At 68.5% G+C, this 16,284-nt stretch carries 13 protein-coding genes; 9 read left to right on the top strand and 4 right to left on the bottom strand.

All coding sequences use genetic code 11. The features are described 5' to 3' along the window. Positions 1 to 52 precede the first annotated feature (52 nt). On the top strand, positions 53 to 1,438 hold the full coding sequence (gene eccB / locus ACZY08_RS10370) for a type VII secretion protein EccB (protein WP_463744931.1): 1,386 nt from the start codon (positions 53 to 55) through the stop codon (positions 1,436 to 1,438). Here eccB and mycP read toward each other — a convergent pair. Next, positions 1,409 to 2,725, bottom strand: a complete 1,317-nt coding sequence (gene mycP, locus ACZY08_RS10375; RefSeq protein WP_463744930.1) for a type VII secretion-associated serine protease mycosin — start codon at positions 2,723 to 2,725, stop codon at positions 1,409 to 1,411. The genes eccB and mycP overlap by 30 nt on opposite strands. Next, positions 2,722 to 4,071, bottom strand: a complete 1,350-nt coding sequence (gene eccD, locus ACZY08_RS10380; protein WP_463744929.1) for a type VII secretion integral membrane protein EccD — start codon at positions 4,069 to 4,071, stop codon at positions 2,722 to 2,724. Before eccD ends, mycP begins: the two co-directional genes overlap by 4 nt. A 121-nt stretch (positions 4,072 to 4,192) precedes the next feature. Between eccD and eccCb the strand changes: the two genes are divergently transcribed. The 4 genes from eccCb (at position 4,193) to ACZY08_RS10400 (ending at position 9,827) form a co-directional block, all read left to right on the top strand. Next, the gene (gene eccCb, locus ACZY08_RS10385) at positions 4,193 to 7,960 is read left to right on the top strand and encodes a type VII secretion protein EccCb (RefSeq protein ID WP_463744928.1); all 3,768 of its coding nucleotides are present in this window, start codon (positions 4,193 to 4,195) and stop codon (positions 7,958 to 7,960) included. A 26-nt stretch (positions 7,961 to 7,986) separates the two neighbouring features. Continuing rightward, entirely contained in the window at positions 7,987 to 9,117 is a 1,131-nt protein-coding gene (locus ACZY08_RS10390) for a type VII secretion-associated protein (protein ID WP_463744927.1), read from the top strand. 77 nt (positions 9,118 to 9,194) lie between these two features. Further along, positions 9,195 to 9,518: a WXG100 family type VII secretion target gene (locus tag ACZY08_RS10395; RefSeq protein ID WP_463744926.1), complete on the top strand. Its 324-nt coding sequence runs from the start codon at positions 9,195 to 9,197 to the stop codon at positions 9,516 to 9,518. 12 nt (positions 9,519 to 9,530) lie between these two features. Then, positions 9,531 to 9,827: a WXG100 family type VII secretion target gene (locus ACZY08_RS10400; protein ID WP_463744925.1), complete on the top strand. Its 297-nt coding sequence runs from the start codon at positions 9,531 to 9,533 to the stop codon at positions 9,825 to 9,827. 88 nt (positions 9,828 to 9,915) lie between these two features. On the opposite strand, the gene ACZY08_RS10405 is transcribed toward ACZY08_RS10400, so the two are convergent. After that, positions 9,916 to 11,298 (bottom strand): DEAD/DEAH box helicase, encoded by a 1,383-nt coding sequence (locus ACZY08_RS10405; RefSeq protein ID WP_463745293.1) that lies wholly within the window; start codon positions 11,296 to 11,298, stop codon positions 9,916 to 9,918. A 283-nt stretch (positions 11,299 to 11,581) separates the two neighbouring features. On the opposite strand from ACZY08_RS10405, the gene ACZY08_RS10410 reads away from it, so the two are divergent. The 3 genes from ACZY08_RS10410 (at position 11,582) to ACZY08_RS10420 (ending at position 15,004) form a co-directional block, all read left to right on the top strand. After that, the gene (locus tag ACZY08_RS10410) at positions 11,582 to 12,886 is read left to right on the top strand and encodes a helix-turn-helix domain-containing protein (RefSeq protein WP_463745292.1); all 1,305 of its coding nucleotides are present in this window, start codon (positions 11,582 to 11,584) and stop codon (positions 12,884 to 12,886) included. Between the two features lie 95 nt (positions 12,887 to 12,981). After that, positions 12,982 to 14,505 (top strand): aldehyde dehydrogenase, encoded by a 1,524-nt coding sequence (gene adh, locus ACZY08_RS10415; RefSeq protein WP_463744924.1) that lies wholly within the window; start codon positions 12,982 to 12,984, stop codon positions 14,503 to 14,505. Positions 14,506 to 14,590: 85 nt separating this feature from the next. After that, positions 14,591 to 15,004, top strand: a complete 414-nt coding sequence (locus tag ACZY08_RS10420; RefSeq protein ID WP_463744923.1) for a GlcG/HbpS family heme-binding protein — start codon at positions 14,591 to 14,593, stop codon at positions 15,002 to 15,004. A 5-nt stretch (positions 15,005 to 15,009) separates the two neighbouring features. On the opposite strand, the gene ACZY08_RS10425 is transcribed toward ACZY08_RS10420, so the two are convergent. Further along, the gene (locus tag ACZY08_RS10425; protein ID WP_463744922.1) at positions 15,010 to 15,714 is read right to left on the bottom strand and encodes a (2Fe-2S)-binding protein; all 705 of its coding nucleotides are present in this window, start codon (positions 15,712 to 15,714) and stop codon (positions 15,010 to 15,012) included. 137 nt (positions 15,715 to 15,851) lie between these two features. Here ACZY08_RS10425 and ACZY08_RS10430 point away from each other — a divergent pair, with 137 nt between their 5' ends. Continuing rightward, complete coding sequence (locus tag ACZY08_RS10430; RefSeq protein WP_463744921.1) at positions 15,852 to 16,280, top strand: diol dehydratase small subunit; 429 nt, start codon at positions 15,852 to 15,854, stop codon at positions 16,278 to 16,280. Positions 16,281 to 16,284: the final 4 nt, after the last annotated feature.

Genomic DNA, 16,284 nt, shown 5'->3' on the forward strand with positions numbered 1-16,284 from the left:
TCAGCGTGATCACGCTGTCCCCGGCCGGGTTAGGGTTGCGCACGGGGGACACATGGCACGGCGATCGGCCACTCGGTTACAGCTCAGCGGGCATCGATTCCTGTTGCGGCGCATGGCACACGCGCTGGTTCGCGGTGACGCGCGGATGCTCGACGATCCGCTGCGCACACAGGCGGTCGCCTACGGTGCGGGCTGTGCGCTGACGGCCGTTGCGATCGCGGTGTGTGCGGTTCTCGCGCTGGTACGCCCCGGTTCGGTGCCGGGCGATGCGCCGATCCTGATGGCGCGCGACACCGGCGCGCTGTACGTCCGTATCGACGACACCGTGCACCCGGTGCCCAATCTCGCGTCGGCCCGGCTCATCGTTGGTACACCGGCGAATCCGGTGGTGATCAACGATGCCGCCGTGGCGAAGTTCCGGCGCGGGCCGCTGGTCGGCATCCCCGGCGCCCCGGTACGGCTCGGCAGACCACTGAGCGTCGACGAGTCGGACTGGGCCATCTGTGACGGCGCCGAACCGGCCGAGACGGTGCTGCTGGCCGGCCGGTCCGACCGGGAGCCGGCGGCGTTGGGTAGCGGTCAGGCAGTGTTGGTGTCAGAGCGCGCGGTGGGAGGTGCGACATACCTGTTGGCCGACGGGTGGCGGGCCCGGGTCGATCTGCGCGACATCGCCGTGGTGCGGGCGCTGCATCTGGAAGGTGTTTCAGCCCAGCCGGTTTCGCAAGCTCTGTTGGGCTCCGTGCCGGAGGCTCCAGCTATGCGGACACCAGTGATCGCCGGTCTGGGAAATCCGGGACCGGCGGCGCTGAGAGGACTCGCGGTGGGCACCGTGGTGCGCGTAGTGCGGGCCGGTCCCGCCGAGTTCTATGTGGTGCTGACCGACGGCCTCCAACGCGTCGGGCGGGTGGCGGCCGATGTCATCCGCTTCAGCGTGGCACAGGCCCATGGCGAACCGCCCGTCGTTCCGGCCGACGCGGTGGCCGATGTGCCAGTCGCCGACAGCCTCGCCGTGGCCCGGTTCCCGGAGCGAGTGTTGCCGCGGGCGCGGGCGGTGGTGTGTGCCCGCTGGGATCCGCGACAGGCTGGCAAGGGTACGAAAACCACAGTGGCCATGGCTGATTCGCTGCCAGATGACAGTGTGCAGCTGGCGCAGGCCGACGGTGACGGGCCCAATGTCGACCGTGTGCAGATCCCGGCCGGCCGCAGCATGCTGCTGCAGGCCGGTGGGTTGACACCCGACGCCATCGACGGTGGGCCGCTGTATCTGTTGAACGATCTCGGGGTGCTGTTCGGCGTCCGCGACGGGGCGACCGCCGAAATGCTCGGTCTGGGGACCAGTGCTGTTCCTGCGCCGTGGCCGATGCTGGCCATGCTGCCCCGGGGCCCCGAACTGAACCGTGACGCGGCCTCAGTCGTGCGGGACGCGTCGTCGTCGTAACCGGTTGGCTGCCAGCGCGAGTGCGGTCAGAACTGTGGCGCCTACACACACGGCGGCGCCGCCGAAGGCGATACGTTGGGGCCGGGGATCGATCGCAACCCGCGCGGTCGGCGCCACCGAGGCCGGAGCGGTCGGCACGGACACCGACGACGGGGTGCCGCCGCCGCTGGCCGCGGCCAAGGCGTCGACCACACCGTGCCCGACGAACGGATTCCAGCCATCGGCCGGCGTGCGCGCGGTGTCTTCGATACGGCGCATCACCTCGCGCGCGCTCAGCTGCGGGAACCGGGCTCGCACCAGTGCGGCAACCCCGGCCACCATGGGCGCGGCGTAGCTGGTTCCCGAAATCGGGGCAACACGGCCGATCGTGTCGATCAACCGCTCGCCGTCGGGATGTAACGACACGAGATTCTCGCCGGGCGCGGCCACGTCGACCCAGGGGCCGGCCAGACTGAAAACCGATGCGGTGCCGTCGGATCCGACCGAACCCACGCACAACACCAGGTCGTCGTACCACCCCGGGCTGGACACCGAGCGGACGCTGTCCCAGTCCGCCTCGCCAGAGGGCCCGACGGGGCCGTCCTGCTGCGTGCAGCCCGCACCGATGTTGCCGGCCGCGGCCACCACCACGACGTTGCGGACGTCGACGGCGTAGCTCAGCGCGGCACCGAGGGCACGGTCGTCGGGTGCGGCGGTGGCTGCTACGCACGCGGGAGACGAGATGTTGATGACGGTCGCACCGAGGTCGGCCGCGGTGCGCACCGCCATGGCAAGGGTGTTGACGTCGCCGACACCGGTCGAGCCACCGTCTGCGGCGAACTTGTTGCTCGACTGCCGGATGGCCAGGATGACGGCGTCGGGTGCGACTCCGCTGAATCCGGCACTCGGCGCCGCACCGGCGATTCCGGCAACGATCGTGCCGTGGCCGTCGCAATCGACGGTGCCGTCGCTGCGGGACACATAGTCGCCGCCTCCGATCAGGTGCGGCAACAGCCGGTGCCGGGCGACACCGGTGTCGATCACCGCGATCTTCTGGCCTGCGCCGCGGGTGAGCGGCCATACCGCTTGCAGGCCCAGTGAGTTGCCCGGCTCGGTGGTGGTGGTGATGTCGGCCGGGGATTGATAGCAGGGTTGGCGCTGTTCGGTTCGCTCGACAGGCCCCGGCGGAGCCGGCCGAGGGAGCAGGGTCGCATCGACTGCCGGCGGGACGACAGCTGCTGCCGGCGCGATGGACAGCAGCGGAAGCCCGACGACCAGCGCCGCGGCCAACCCGCCGGACCGGTTCACCTCAGCGCCACGTCGCCAACGGCGTCGAAAGCGCCGGCGAGCCAACATGCCAGCGGCACCACCGCGGCCAGCGCGCCGTATTCGAGGGCATCGGCGACGCGGACCGCCACGGGACTCTGGATCGTGACCGGCCAGACCACGGCGATCCCGATGCCGACTGCGAGAACTCCCGCCCAACCGCCTTGTACTGGATGCCAGACCACCACCAGGGCGAAAGCCGCAGTGAGCGAGAGGAATCCGGCAATGCTCGCCGCGGTACGGCAGCGGCCCGACGCATACGACCGCGAGCGCAGCAGCAGTGCCACGCCCACGGCCGCGGCGAACGCGACCTCGACGGCTGTGACCCGTGGCGGGCCCGCGAAGGTGAGGAGTGCGGTTCCCAGCGCGGCCGCGGCCGAACATCCGGCGACCAGGCTCGCCAGGTGCCGATGCCCGACAAGCGCGCGTGAGTCGCCGTCGGAGGCGGAGTCGTCCGATGGGTCACTCTCGGCGCCGGGGTAGTCGGGAACCGGTGGCGTCAGCCCGGCCAGGGCAATGGACAGCCGCGGGGTCAGGGGTAGCAGACCCACCCCGAGTGCGCCGATCAACGAACCCAATGCCGGTGTGGTCACGGGCCACAACGCGGAGAATCCGGTCGTTACGGCGACGATCCCGGCGACCGTCGCGACCGCGAGCAGGATGTCCGTGCCGCAACCGGATACCCGCATCAGCACCACGGACAGCGATCCGGCAGCCGTGGCGGCCAGAAGGAAGTTCGCGGGAGCCGGCCCGGCCGGGACGACGAGGAAACCGAGGACCGCCACGTGCGCGACGGCCGCGACGTCGAGCGTCGCCACCTTCGCCGAACTGAGACCGAGACGTGGTGCGGCCACCGCCACGGCGATGACAGCCGACGTCACCGCCGCGGCCACGGCGATGCGCTCCAGCCCCTCACCGGCGAGGCCGGCCCACGTCAACGCCACGGCGCTCAGCACGCAGGCCCACAGGCCGGCGGCCACGCGCAGTCCGGCGGGCAGGGCGTCGTCCTCGGTGGGGCCGACGGTCAGTGCGGCAGTCAGCGACCGATCAGGTGTGGGGTTGTCGCCGGCCCCGGCCAGAACCAGGAGATCGCCATCGCGAACATCGTTCTGTACCAGGGTTGCCGACTCGTCCAGGCGGCATCCGCCCGAGTGTGTCAACCGCCAGCGCCGCGGTGTGCCGTCGCCGGCACCGAGTGCGTGGACGATCCACGGCAGCAGCTCGCCTACGGTCATCGCGGCGGGCAAGGACAGGTCGAGCGTGGCGCAGTGCCCGACGTCGTCGGGCGCACCACGGTGAATCGATACGTGGCGCAATGAATCCGGCATCGCATCACCCCCCGGTTGACGCCGACACCTGTCACGCTAACCGACTCGGCGAGCCCCCTCGTGCACCAATTTTTTGGTGTGCAGCGGGAACCCGCCAGGCCCCGCGCGCGTCCAAATGTCGATGGAACCCATCCGCGCGCCCCAGGCCTCTGGTGAGCTCCCCGTAACGGAGTCGCCGACTACGGAGGTGCTGATCGACGCACCGCCTGCGCTACCACGTGACAACCCGGTCAGCCCGCTGACCAGGTTGTTGCCGCTACTGGTCGTGGTCGCGATGGGCGGCATGGTCGCGCTGTACGTCACCTCTGGCGCAGCCGCCACCCGTGGTCCGACCGCCCTGATGTTCCCGATCATGATGGCCGTGTCGGCGATCGGCACGGCCGCCTACAGCGTCAAGAACGGCGGTCGCGCCCAGCAGCTCTACCGGGACCGCAGTGAGTACCTGCGTTACCTGGACGGGATCGACACCGTGGCCGGTGAATCCGCCCGAACCCAATGGCTGCGCCTGCACGCTGCCCATCCCGAGCCGGGGTGCTTGTGGACACTGGCCGGCGGCGAGCAGATGTGGCGCCGCAGCCCCGATACCCCAGGGTTCTGTGAGGTGCGGATCGGTGTGGGGGAGAGGCCGCCGTCCACCAGACTGACAGCCACCGGCGCCAACCCCGGGCGGGAAGCCGATCCGGTGACGGCATCGGCTCTGGCAAAACTGATCCGGCGTCGGTCGACGGTGACAGACGTCCCGGTGACGCTGCACTTGCGCAGCGTCGAGCATGTGACGGTGGGCGGGCCGGTCGACGCGGCACGGGACTTGCTGCGGGCGGTGATCTGCCAGCTGGCTACGGCGCACAGTCCGCGATATCTCCGCATCGCAACGGTCGTCGACGTAGCGACGGCCGGTGAATGGGATTGGTTGAAATGGCTTGACCACCACTGGCATCCTGCTGGGCAGGGTGAACCGGTCGCGTTACGGCTGCGCACATTGACGGCGCTGCCCGTGGCGGAGTCGCCGGTGCATACCGTCGTCATCGTCGATTGCCCGACGGCAGGCCCGGCAGTATCTGTCCCCGGTGGTGGCGTCACTGTGCTGACCGTCGCGACTCATTCCGGGATCGCCACCGCGGACCTGCATCTGGAACTCGAGGCCGACCTGGTGCGGTTCGGTGACGTCTCGGCGCGGCCCGACCGGATGAATCATGAGCAGGCCGTCACGTGCGTCCGATGGTTGGCGCGATGGCGTTGCGCGCCGGTGCCCGAGGTCTCTGGTTGGCCGGAGCTGATCGGTATCGACGACCCGGCCCGCTTCGATCCACCGAGCGTGTGGACGACACCGGATCCGCAGCGGTTCCTCCGGGTTCCCGTCGGCCGGTGTGCCGACGGTACTCCGCTGCACCTCGACCTCAAGGAGGCGGCGCAGGAGGGCATGGGGCCGCACGGGCTGTGTGTCGGTGCCACCGGTTCGGGGAAGTCGGAGTTTCTGCGCACACTGGTACTGGGGTTGATCACCACACATCCGCCCGAGGCGCTCAACCTCGTCCTCGTCGATTTCAAAGGCGGGGCAACATTTCTCGGTCTGCACCGGTCGCATCATGTCAGCGCGCTGATCACCAACCTGGCCGAGGAGGCGCAGCTCGTGGCCCGGATGGCCGATGCCTTGGCCGGGGAGATGACCCGCCGTCAGGAACTGCTTCGGGCGGCCGGCAACGTGGCCAACATCGCGGAGTACCGGCGCCGCGCCGACCTTCCCGCCCTACCCGCGTTGCTCATCGTGGTGGACGAGTTCTCCGAACTGCTGCAGCAACACCCGGATTTCGCCGAGTTGTTCGTGGCGATCGGCCGGCTCGGACGATCGCTGGGCATGCATCTGCTGCTGGCGAGCCAGCGCCTCGACGAGGGCCGGCTGCGGGGCCTAGAAAGCCACCTGTCGTACCGGGTATGCCTGAAGACTTTCTCGCCCAACGAGTCCCGATCGGTGCTCGGAATCCCTGAGGCGTACGAGCTTCCGACCACGCCGGGCGCGGCCTACCTGAAGACACCGTCCGGCGAGATCCTCAGGTTTCAGACGGCGTTCGTCTCGGCGCCCGGCTCATTGCCCGAACAATTGCCGACGGCGCCGCAGGAGACGCCGTCGCCCCGCCGTTTCGCGGTGTCCTGGATGTCGACCTACCGCGACCCCTCGCCGTCCACCACGACGACTGTGCTGCAGCAGGTCGTCACTCGGCTGGCCGGGTACGGTGCACCGGCACACCAGGTTTGGCTGCCACCGCTGCCACATGCCATCCCGCTCAGTGACGTCCTGCTGTCGGACCCCGATCCGCTCACCGTCGCGATCGGGTTGATCGACCGCCCGTTCGAGCAGCGCCGGGACCGGCTGATGCTGTCGCTGGGTGGCGCCCGGGGCAACGTGGCGATCGTGGGTGGTCCCCAATCCGGAAAATCCACGGCTGCCAAGACTTTGGCGGTGGCACTGGCAGCCACCCACCATCCCCGAGACGTGTCGATCTACTGCCTGGACTTCGGTGGTGGAACGTTGAGTGGACTGCAGGCCCTGCCGCACGTCGGCACGGTCGCCCGACGTTCCGATACCGACCTCGTCCGGCGCACCGTCGCCGAGATGCACGCCCTGGTCAACGCACGAGAGGCACGATTCACCGCCCTCGGCATCGGTTCCATGGCTGAATACCGGACGCGTCGCGACGCCGGGGAGATCGATGATCCCCGGGGCGATGTGTTCCTGATCATCGACGGCTGGTCGACGTTCCGCACCGAGTTCGATGCTCTGGAGCCGTCGATCACTGCGCTTGCCGTGCAGGGGCTTTCGCTCGGAATCCATGTGGTGGCGACCGCGTCGCGGTGGGCGGAGTTCCGTCCCGCGTTCAAGGACCAGCTGGGAACCCGCATCGAGTTGCGGCTCGGTGATCCGGCCGAGTCGGAGATGGACCGCAAACGCGCGCGTCAGCTGACGCAGTGCGCACCCGGGCGTGGGCTCACGCCGGACGGCCGCGAGTTCTTGATCGCGTTGCCCCGGCTGGACGGCGCACCGTCCGACACCGGCATCGGTGCGGCGCTGGCACGGATCGGGGACACGCTGCAGGCCCAGTACGGCCGGGCCCGCGCGCCGGGTGTCCGGCTGTTGCCGGCGCGCGTGGGTGGGCACGAACTGAGCCCGGTGTCTCGCATCCGGCCCGCCACCGAGGTGCTGCTGGGGCTCGGTGAACGCGAACTCAGGCCGGTGTTGGTCGATTTCAACGCGCAGCCCGATCTGGTGATCTTCGGTGACACCGGATGCGGCAAGTCGACCACGCTGCGCGCCCTGTGCTGCGACCTGGCGGCGCGCAACGACCCGGCGAGCGTGCAGCTGCTCATCGTGGATTTCCGCCGTGCGCTGCTGGGCGCGGTCGAATCGGACCATCTGGCGGGATACGCCGCGTCGGTTGTGGCGCTGGACGCTGCGCTTCCGGGAGTGCTTGAGACGCTGAAGGACCGGATGCCAGGACCCGAGGTAACCCAGCGGGCGCTTCGTGAACGTTCCTGGTGGAGCGGGCCCGAGCTCTATGTCGTGGTCGACGACTACGACCTCGTGGCCGGAGGCGGGTCGAATCCGCTGTCATCGCTGTTGAGTTATCTGCCACACGCCCGTGACCTGGGACTGCACCTGCTGCTGGCCCGCCGTTCCGGCGGTGCGGCGCGGGCGATGTTCGATCCGGTGCTGGCCGCTGTCAGGGACCTCGGCTGCATGGGCCTGATGATGAGCGCCGGTCCCGACGACGGCGTGCTGCTGGGATCGGTACGGCCGATTCGCCTTCCACCGGGGCGTGGCACGTTGATCACCCGTGCGGCGCCCGATCAGCTGGTTCAGGTTGCCCTGCCCCCAGGGGCCGATGCGCCGTGAGGTCGGCCGTCGTCGAGGTGGGACCGGTGACCGTGCGCGGACCCGGCCCGGTGTCGGCAGACCTCGCCGAAGTCGCGGTGGCCGGTATCGACGACGAGATCGCCCTGGTCGACGACGAGCCGGTCGCGGTGTCGGACCTGTGGATCGAGGTTCTCGACGCGGCGGGTGCCGGGGCACGGGCGCTCACCCTGGTGTGTCCGACGTGGTGGACGCGCGACCGTCGTGACCGCGTCCGGGAGGCCGCCGCGGATGCCGAAGTCGTGGTGATGCAGCGGGTTCAGGCACTGAGCGCATGCTCGTCGGGTACGTCCCCGGTGGTGGTCGAGATCGCCGACGAGCTGGTCATGGTGTCGCGCGTGCATGCCGGTGGCGTCGCGCTGGCCCGCCATACCGAAGGTGATCTGAATCCCGACGCGGTGGTACGCGCCGTGATGGCGATCGACGGCACGGCTGCAGAGGTGGTTGTCGACGCTCCGGAAGAGGTGGCCGGAGCAGCGAGGGTCGGCAACGCGGTAGTGGCTGCGCTTCGTCGTCGCGGCGTGGCGGCGACCATGGCCGATTCCCGGTCCTGGCGCGACGCCCTCGTCGCGCCGGACATCCCGGTCGACCAGCAGGCCGGCAGGCGGCGACGGCCCGGCAGGGACTCGATCTGGGTCGCTACATGCGCCGCAGCGGGGCTGGCGTCGGTGCTCGGCGGGATCGTCTTCGCCGCCCGGGGCGGACCCGCGGAACACCCCTCGATGACGGTTCTCGTCGAAGGCCGGGTAGGTATGCAGATTCCGGCCGGCTGGACTGCTCGACCGGTGATTGACGGGCCGGGATCGGCTCGGGTTCAGGTGATTTCGCCAGATGACCCGCAGGTGATGATTCATCTGACCCAGTCCGGTGTCGGTGACGGCACACTGGCCGACACCGTGGGCCGTGCTCTGCAGGAGCAGCCTGCGGGGGTGTTCGTCGACTTCGATCCGTCCGCGGTCGTGGCTGCCCGGCCGGTGGTCAGCTACCGGGAGGTCCGTACCGGGCGGGAGATCCGTTGGGCGGTGTTCGTCGACGGTGCCGTGCGGATCGCGGTCGGGTGCCAGAGCTCACCGGGACGCGAGGAGGCCGTGCGCCCGGCTTGCGAGGCGGCCACGAGATCCGCGCATGCGATGTTCTGAAATCGGGTGGAACCAAACCGAGCTCCGCTGCGTCGAATTGTTATATCCCGCAAGACAAAACCGGAAGGGCACAGGACATGCCACCAGGACTGACGGGGCCGTTGGGCACCGATTTCGAGGTAATGACGAGCGTGGCCGGCCGGATCGACGTGCTCAACGACGATGTCCGGTCCATGCTGCAGACCTTTATCGGAAAGATGAGCAGCGTGCCACCGTCGGTGTGGGGCGGTGTGGCCGCAGTACGGTTCCGTGACGTGGTGGACCGCTGGAACGGCGAATCGTTGACCCTGCATACCGCACTGGGCCGTATCGCCGAGACCATCCGGACCAATGAGCGCACGCTGCGCGCCGGTGCCGCCACTCACGCGCAGCGGCTCGGCGCCGTGGGCAACGGCATCTGATCGGCATCGACCATGGAACACGTGCTGTCATACGATTTCGGCGAGATCGAGTACTCGGTTCGCCAGGAGATCCACACCACGTCGAGCCGCTTCAACGCTGCCCTCGATGAATTGCGTTCGCAGATCGCGCCTTTGCAGCAGGTCTGGACTCGCGAGGCCGCGCAGGCCTACGCCGTCGAGCAGGCCCGCTGGAACCAGGCCGCGGCCGCTCTCAACGAGATCCTGTTCTCCCTGGGCAACGCGGTGCGCGACGGTGCCGACGAGGTGGCCGCGACCGACCGTAGCGCGGCCAATGCGTGGGGAGCCTGACGCTGGTCGCCCAGAAAGACATGTGCGGTCCCGTTCGGTGGAGAGGACCGAACGGGACCGCACACTTTCTCTGTCTTGCGGCCTCTGGCTAGCGGCCTGAGCCGGAATCGCTTCCGCGACGGGGACGACGGTGTCCACCACCGCGCTGTCCGCCTGCGCCGGCACCGGATCGGGCTGCGGGGGCACCGCCGCCGTTGCGGGTGGACCCGTTGGGGCGGTTGCGCTGCTGCTGGCCGGACCTACCGGGCTGGCGCCGCGGTGCCGGAGCGGCCTGGGCGGCCGGCTCGAGACGAATCGGATCACCGAAAACCCGGTCCCCTGGTGCGATCTCACGCAGAACCGGATGGTCGATGCTGTTCACGCGGGTGATGGTGGGCTTGACTCCGGCCTTTTTGGTCAGGGTGCGCACATCGGAGACCTGCGCGTCATGCATCAGCGTCACGACGGTGCCCTCGTTCCCGGCGCGGGCCGTACGGCCGGACCGGTGCAGATAGGCCTTGTGCTCGACCGGCGGGTCGGCGTGCACGACGAGGCTGACGTCGTCGACGTGGATACCGCGGGCGGCGATGTCGGTGGCGACCAGCACCCCGGCCGACCCGTCGGAGAACGCCGTCAGGTTGCGGGTGCGGGCGTTCTGAGAAAGGTTGCCGTGCAGCTCAACTGCCGAGACACCACGCGAATTGAGTTGGCGAGTCAGGTTTTTCGCGCCGTGCTTGGTGCGGGCGAACACGATGGTACGTCCCGGGGCGGCGGCCAGATCGGCAACCACGTTGATCCGGGCGGCGTTGTCCACGTGCAGCACGTGATGCACCATCGCACTCACCGGTGACTGTGCCGAATCGACACTGTGGACCACGGGGTCGTGCAGATAGCGCTTGACCAGCACGTCGACCCCGGCGTCGAGAGTGGCCGAGAACAGCAGGCGCTGGCAGTTTTTCGGCGTGCGGTCCAGCAGGCGCTTGACGCCGGGCAGGAAGCCGAGATCGGCCATGTGGTCGGCCTCGTCCAGCACAGTGACCTCGACCGCCGACAGGTCTGCGTGGCCGGAGCGCATGTGGTCTTCCAGCCGGCCCGGGCAGGCGATCACGATGTCCACGCCACCCCGGAGTGCGGAGATCTGCGGGTTGGCGCCCACACCACCGAAGATGTTGACCGACCGCAGGCCGGTGGCCTTGGCCAACGGAGCCAGTGAGGCCTCGATCTGGGTGACCAGTTCGCGGGTCGGCGCCAGGATCAGCGCACGGGGCCGGTTCGGTGCGCGACGGGTGCCGCTGGTCGCCAACCGTGCCACCAGGGGCAACAAGAACGCATAGGTCTTGCCGGACCCGGTCCGGCCGCGGCCGAGCACATCGCGGCCCTTGAGGGAATCGGGCAGGGTCGCGGCTTGGATCGGGAAGGGGGACTCCACGCCGTTGGCGGCGAGGGTGGCGACGATCTCGGCGGGCAGGCCGAGGTCGGCGAAAGTGGGCACAGCGGTGCCAGGGGTTTCTTGGACAGACAAAATGAAAGCTCCGAAAATAGAGGGCGGTCGTCCTGCCCGGCGCGAGTGACATCTCGCGGCGCTCGGTGTGACGATCGAGAAGGCGGCAAAGGCAGAACAGGCATGCCGCTGTGGTCCAACTATACGGGTCGTGGGGTGGATTCCCCGATTCCTGGTGGTTGAGGTGCTGGTGGTATCCATCACAGGCCGGGCTGGTCAACTATCCTGGCGGTTACGCGTGAATGCCATGTCCAATGGCCCGACGCCGGGAGAGATGATCGCCGTGGCCGCATCGAGGAACGCGGGAGGCCGGGTGTCGACCCGAGCGGTGCCCGCGAAGGTGCGTGCTGTCCATGACCTGTTCATCGAAGGCCAGGTAGACGCCGATTACCTGGATTCCACCCCCGTACGCCGCATCATCGCCGAGAGCTGGCAGCGCAGCCTGGCCACCGGGGTGGACCCCGATCTGGGCGCCCGCGCGGCCGCCGCGGCCGCGGCATTGACCGAATTACGCAATACGCATCCGCTCGCCCCCACCCTGCCGCTGATCCGCCGCCTGCTGGTCGACGATGCCGTCGACGCCGGAGTGGTGGTGGCGATCACCGCGGCCGACGGCACACTGCTGTGGGTCGAGGGCGACGCCGGCGTTCGTCGCAAGGCGGAGGCGATGAACTTCGTACCCGGATCGGACTGGAGCGAGCAGTCGGCCGGGACGAATGCCCCGGGCACCGCGCTGGCGCTGGACCGTGAGCTGCAGATCCAGGGGACCGAGCACTTCTCCCGCATCATGCACTCGTGGAGTTGTTCGGCGGTTCCGGTGCACGACCCGGCCACCGGGGTGCTGCTGGGCGCCATCGACCTGACCGGCGGCTCAGCCGTCGCGACGCCGCAGACATTGGCGCTGGTCAGAGCGACTGCCGTCGCCGTGGAGAACCAGCTGGCCCTGCTTCGCCTCGCCGGACCCGCCGCTCCCGCGGCGCCCGAAGGCGCCCGGTTGACCGTGCTGGGCGCCGACCGCCCGCGCTGGCAGACGACCGACGACGCGGGCCGGCCGCAGTCCAGCGGGCTGACCGGCCGCCACGCCGACATCCTGGTTCTGCTGATCCGCCATCCCGAGGGGCTGAGTGCCGATCACCTGGCCATGCTGCTCGACGACAAGGACCTCGACGTCGTCACCGTGCGAGCCGAGGTGTCGCGGCTGCGTCGGGTCATCGGCAGTACCTACATCGAGTCCCGGCCGTACCGGCTGTTGGCACCGGTGGCCAGCGACATGGGCGATGTCTTCGACGCGCTGCAGGCCGGGAACCTCTCGGCCGCGCTGGACGCCTACTCGGGGGCGTTGTTGCCGCAATCGGTCTCGCCGGCCATCGCGCGGCTGCGCACCGAGCTGAGTGCCGGCCTGCGCGAAGCGGTGCTGACCGGGGGTGACCTGGGCCTGCTGCGACGGTGGTTGGCACTGCCCGATGGTCGTGACGATCGTCAGGGTTGGCGGGTGCTGCACGACCATGCCGAGGCTGATCCCGTGGCCAGGGCGCAGGCCCGCGGTCACCTGGCCGGGATCGATTCCGAACTGGGCTGATCACCCGGCCCAACGTGTGCAACTGTGCTGCAACCTGCTGCTGAGTACCTTTAGTGACGACCGACACACCTGGTGTCCGAATGCAGGAGATTGCCATGACTGTTTATGCCCGTCCGGGTGCCGAAGGCGCCCTGATGTCGTTCGAGGCCCGCTACGACAACTTCATCGGCGGGCAGTGGGTCGCCCCCGCCGAGGGCCGCTATTTCGAGAATCCGACGCCGGTCACGGGTCAGGTGTTCTGCGAGGTGGCCCGCTCCACCGAGGCCGACGTCGAGAAGGCCCTGGATGCCGCGCACGCGGCCGCGCCTGCGTGGGGAAAGACCTCGCCGGCCGAGCGCGCCGTCATCCTCAACAAGATCGCCGACCGCATCGAGGAGAACCTCGAAGCGGTGGCACTGGCCGAGTCGTGGGACAACGGCAAGCCGATCCGCGAGACGCTGAACGCCGACATCCCGCTGGCGGTCGACCACTTCCGGTACTTCGCCGGTGTGCTGCGCGCCCAGGAAGGTTCGCTCTCGCAGATCGACGAGGACACCGTCGCCTACCACTTCCACGAGCCCCTCGGCGTCGTCGGCCAGATCATCCCGTGGAACTTCCCGATTCTCATGGCGGTCTGGAAGCTGGCCCCGGCGCTGGCGGCGGGCAACGCGGTGGTGCTCAAACCCGCTGAGCAGACGCCGGTTTCAGTGCTCTTCTTGATGTCGGTGATCGGCGACCTGCTGCCGGCCGGTGTGATCAACGTGGTCAACGGGTTCGGTGTCGAGTGCGGCAAGCCCCTGGCGTCCAGCAACCGGATAGCCAAGATCGCCTTCACCGGCGAGACCACCACGGGCCGGCTGATCATGCAGTACGCCAGCCAGAACCTGATCCCGGTGACTCTGGAACTGGGCGGCAAGAGCCCGAACATCTTCTTCTCCGACGTGCTTGCCGACGCCGACGATTTCCAGGACAAGGCCCTGGAAGGTTTCACCATGTTCGCCCTGAACCAGGGCGAGGTGTGCACCTGCCCGTCGCGGTCGTTGATCCAGGCCGACATCTTCGACGAGTTCCTGGAGTTGGCCGCCATCCGCACCAAGGCGGTGCGTCAGGGTGACCCGCTGGACACCGAGACGATGATCGGTGCCCAGGCCTCCAATGATCAGCTGGAGAAGATCCTCTCTTACATCGAGATCGGGAAATCCGAAGGTGCCCAACTGATCACCGGCGGCGAGCGGGCCGACCTCGGTGGCGATCTGGCCGGCGGGTTCTATGTGGCGCCGACGATCTTCACCGGCAACAACAAGATGCGACTGTTCCAGGAGGAGATCTTCGGTCCGGTCGTGGCGGTCACCTCGTTCACCGATTACGACGACGCCATCTCGATCGCCAACGACACCCTGTACGGCCTGGGTGCCGGCGTGTGGAGCCGCAACGGCAACACCGCCTACCGCGCCGGCCGGGACATCAAAGCCGGCCGGGTGTGGACCAACTGCTACCACCAGTACCCCGCGCATGCGGCGTTCGGCGGCTACAAGCAGTCCGGCATCGGCCGGGAGAACCACAAGATGATGCTCGACCACTACCAGCAGACCAAGAACCTGTTGGTGAGCTACGGCAACAAGGCCCAAGGGTTCTTCTAAGCCGTCCCTCGAACGTGAGCTTGTGTGCGAAAAAACCCGCAGAACTCGCACACAAGCTCACTTTCGCCCACCTGAAAGGATTTTTGTGGCATCCCTGTCTCTGGACACCGCACACAAGGTGATCGATGCCGCCATCGCCAAAGCGGCGGAGATCGGCCAGCCGATGAACATCGCTGTCGTCGACGACGGTGGCCATCTGGTCGCGTTCGCCCGGATGGATGGCGCCATCAAGGCGAGCATCGACATCTCCATCCGCAAAGCGCGGACGTCGGTGATGATGAATCTGCCCACCAGTGCGCTGACCGCTGCGGTGCAGCCGGGCGCGGAACTCTATGGCCTGGAACAGACATCCGGCGGACTCGTGGTGTTCGGTGGCGGGCTGCTGCTGGAGGTCGACGGAGCCGTGGTCGGCGCGGTCGGCGTCAGCGCGGGCAGCGTCGAGCAGGACGTGGCGGTGGCGACCGCCGGTGTCGCGGCAATACAACCGCAGCCGGTGTAGCGGCGCTATGAGTCGGTGAAAATACAGTCACCGCAGTAGCCGCCACCCGGAACCTGATAGAACAGGCAGCAATTCCGGCGCGTGAACCGGCCACTGGTGATCTCGGCCGTACCGGACAGCGGATGCGCGCTCAGCAGTGCGGCGATCAACGCGCGGCCATGCCTTTGGTCGCCGGGTGTGGACATGGACAGCACGGTTACCGCGCCGTTGGCCGCCGACGCCACGTTGCCCCAAAGCACCTGTGGTGACAGTGCTGTCGCTGATCGCATGGTCTCGTTGAGTGGACGCAGCACGCCCTCGACGAGCGAATCGGTGATGAGCGTGGCGGCCTGGGCCGGGCCGGTCACCGCCGCCCAGGCGAGGTCCGCCACACCCAACATCGGGCGGTGTGACGAATCCTGTTGCCAATAGAGGGAATCCGACCCCAAGAGCGGGATGGCATCCAGGCGTACGGCGGCGCCGATCACTGGGGACAACAGCCGGGCCGCGACTGACAGGTGCACCGAGGACGCCGCCGCTTTGAGCGGCACGTCGGCTGCGGCGACACCCATCGACGACGCGAGCGCCGTCCGGGTCAGGTACGCGTAGTCGCGTAGGGTCGCGGCGTCGCTCAGCAGCGACGTGATCGGCATCCACGAACCTTCGGCAGCGGCCGGCAGGGCGAAGAACTCGCCAAGCGGTGCGAGCGATTCGAACCCGGGAACGTCCATCGTCGGCACAATCTAGCCCCTGCTCACAGCCCCAACCCGGATCGAGCCACTGACCTGCGGCGCAACCCTCATGCAACGTGATGCAGCGCACAATCGAGCAGACGCACTGGCCGAGTCACACCAGTTGGGAGCAATGCATGACAGAACCGATCCTCGATCCCTCGGTGGACTATCCGCTGAGCAGCAATCGCAAGGACCTGCTCTTCACCCCCAACGGCAGGCCGATCGACGCCATCACCATGGAGGCGGTGATGGCCGGTGATGTGGAGGCGTCGGACCTGCGCATCACCCCGCAGACCCTGCGATTGCAGGCGCAGATCGCGGAGAAGGTCGGCCGCAAGCAGCTCGGCGGCAATCTGCGTCGCGCGGCGGAGATGACCGCGATCAGTGACGAGCGGGTGCTGCAGATCTACAACGCGTTGCGGCCCAACGCATCGACCAAGGCTGAGCTCGACTCGATCGCCGACGAACTCGACACGCAGTACGGCGCAACTCTGTTGGCCGGGCTGGTGCGCGAGGCCGCCGACGTATACGAGCGCCGCGACATTCTGGCCACGAGCGAGTAGGAGA

The sequence above is a fragment of the Mycobacterium sp. IDUB_9 genome (genome assembly GCF_055419505.1).

What these genes read in the sequence shown, in the direction of transcription:
- eccCb (WP_463744928.1), top strand. Translation starts at nt 4,193, where the DNA reads ATGGAACCCATCCGCGCGCCCCAGGCCTCTGGTGAGCTCCCCGTAACG.
- ACZY08_RS10425 (WP_463744922.1), bottom strand. Translation starts at nt 15,714, where the DNA reads ATGGACGTTCCCGGGTTCGAATCGCTCGCACCGCTTGGCGAGTTCTTC.
- ACZY08_RS10410 (WP_463745292.1), top strand. Translation starts at nt 11,582, where the DNA reads ATGATCGCCGTGGCCGCATCGAGGAACGCGGGAGGCCGGGTGTCGACC.
- eccB (WP_463744931.1), top strand. Translation starts at nt 53, where the DNA reads ATGGCACGGCGATCGGCCACTCGGTTACAGCTCAGCGGGCATCGATTC.
- ACZY08_RS10395 (WP_463744926.1), top strand. Translation starts at nt 9,195, where the DNA reads ATGCCACCAGGACTGACGGGGCCGTTGGGCACCGATTTCGAGGTAATG.
- adh (WP_463744924.1), top strand. Translation starts at nt 12,982, where the DNA reads ATGACTGTTTATGCCCGTCCGGGTGCCGAAGGCGCCCTGATGTCGTTC.
- ACZY08_RS10400 (WP_463744925.1), top strand. Translation starts at nt 9,531, where the DNA reads ATGGAACACGTGCTGTCATACGATTTCGGCGAGATCGAGTACTCGGTT.
- eccD (WP_463744929.1), bottom strand. Translation starts at nt 4,071, where the DNA reads ATGCCGGATTCATTGCGCCACGTATCGATTCACCGTGGTGCGCCCGAC.
- ACZY08_RS10430 (WP_463744921.1), top strand. Translation starts at nt 15,852, where the DNA reads ATGACAGAACCGATCCTCGATCCCTCGGTGGACTATCCGCTGAGCAGC.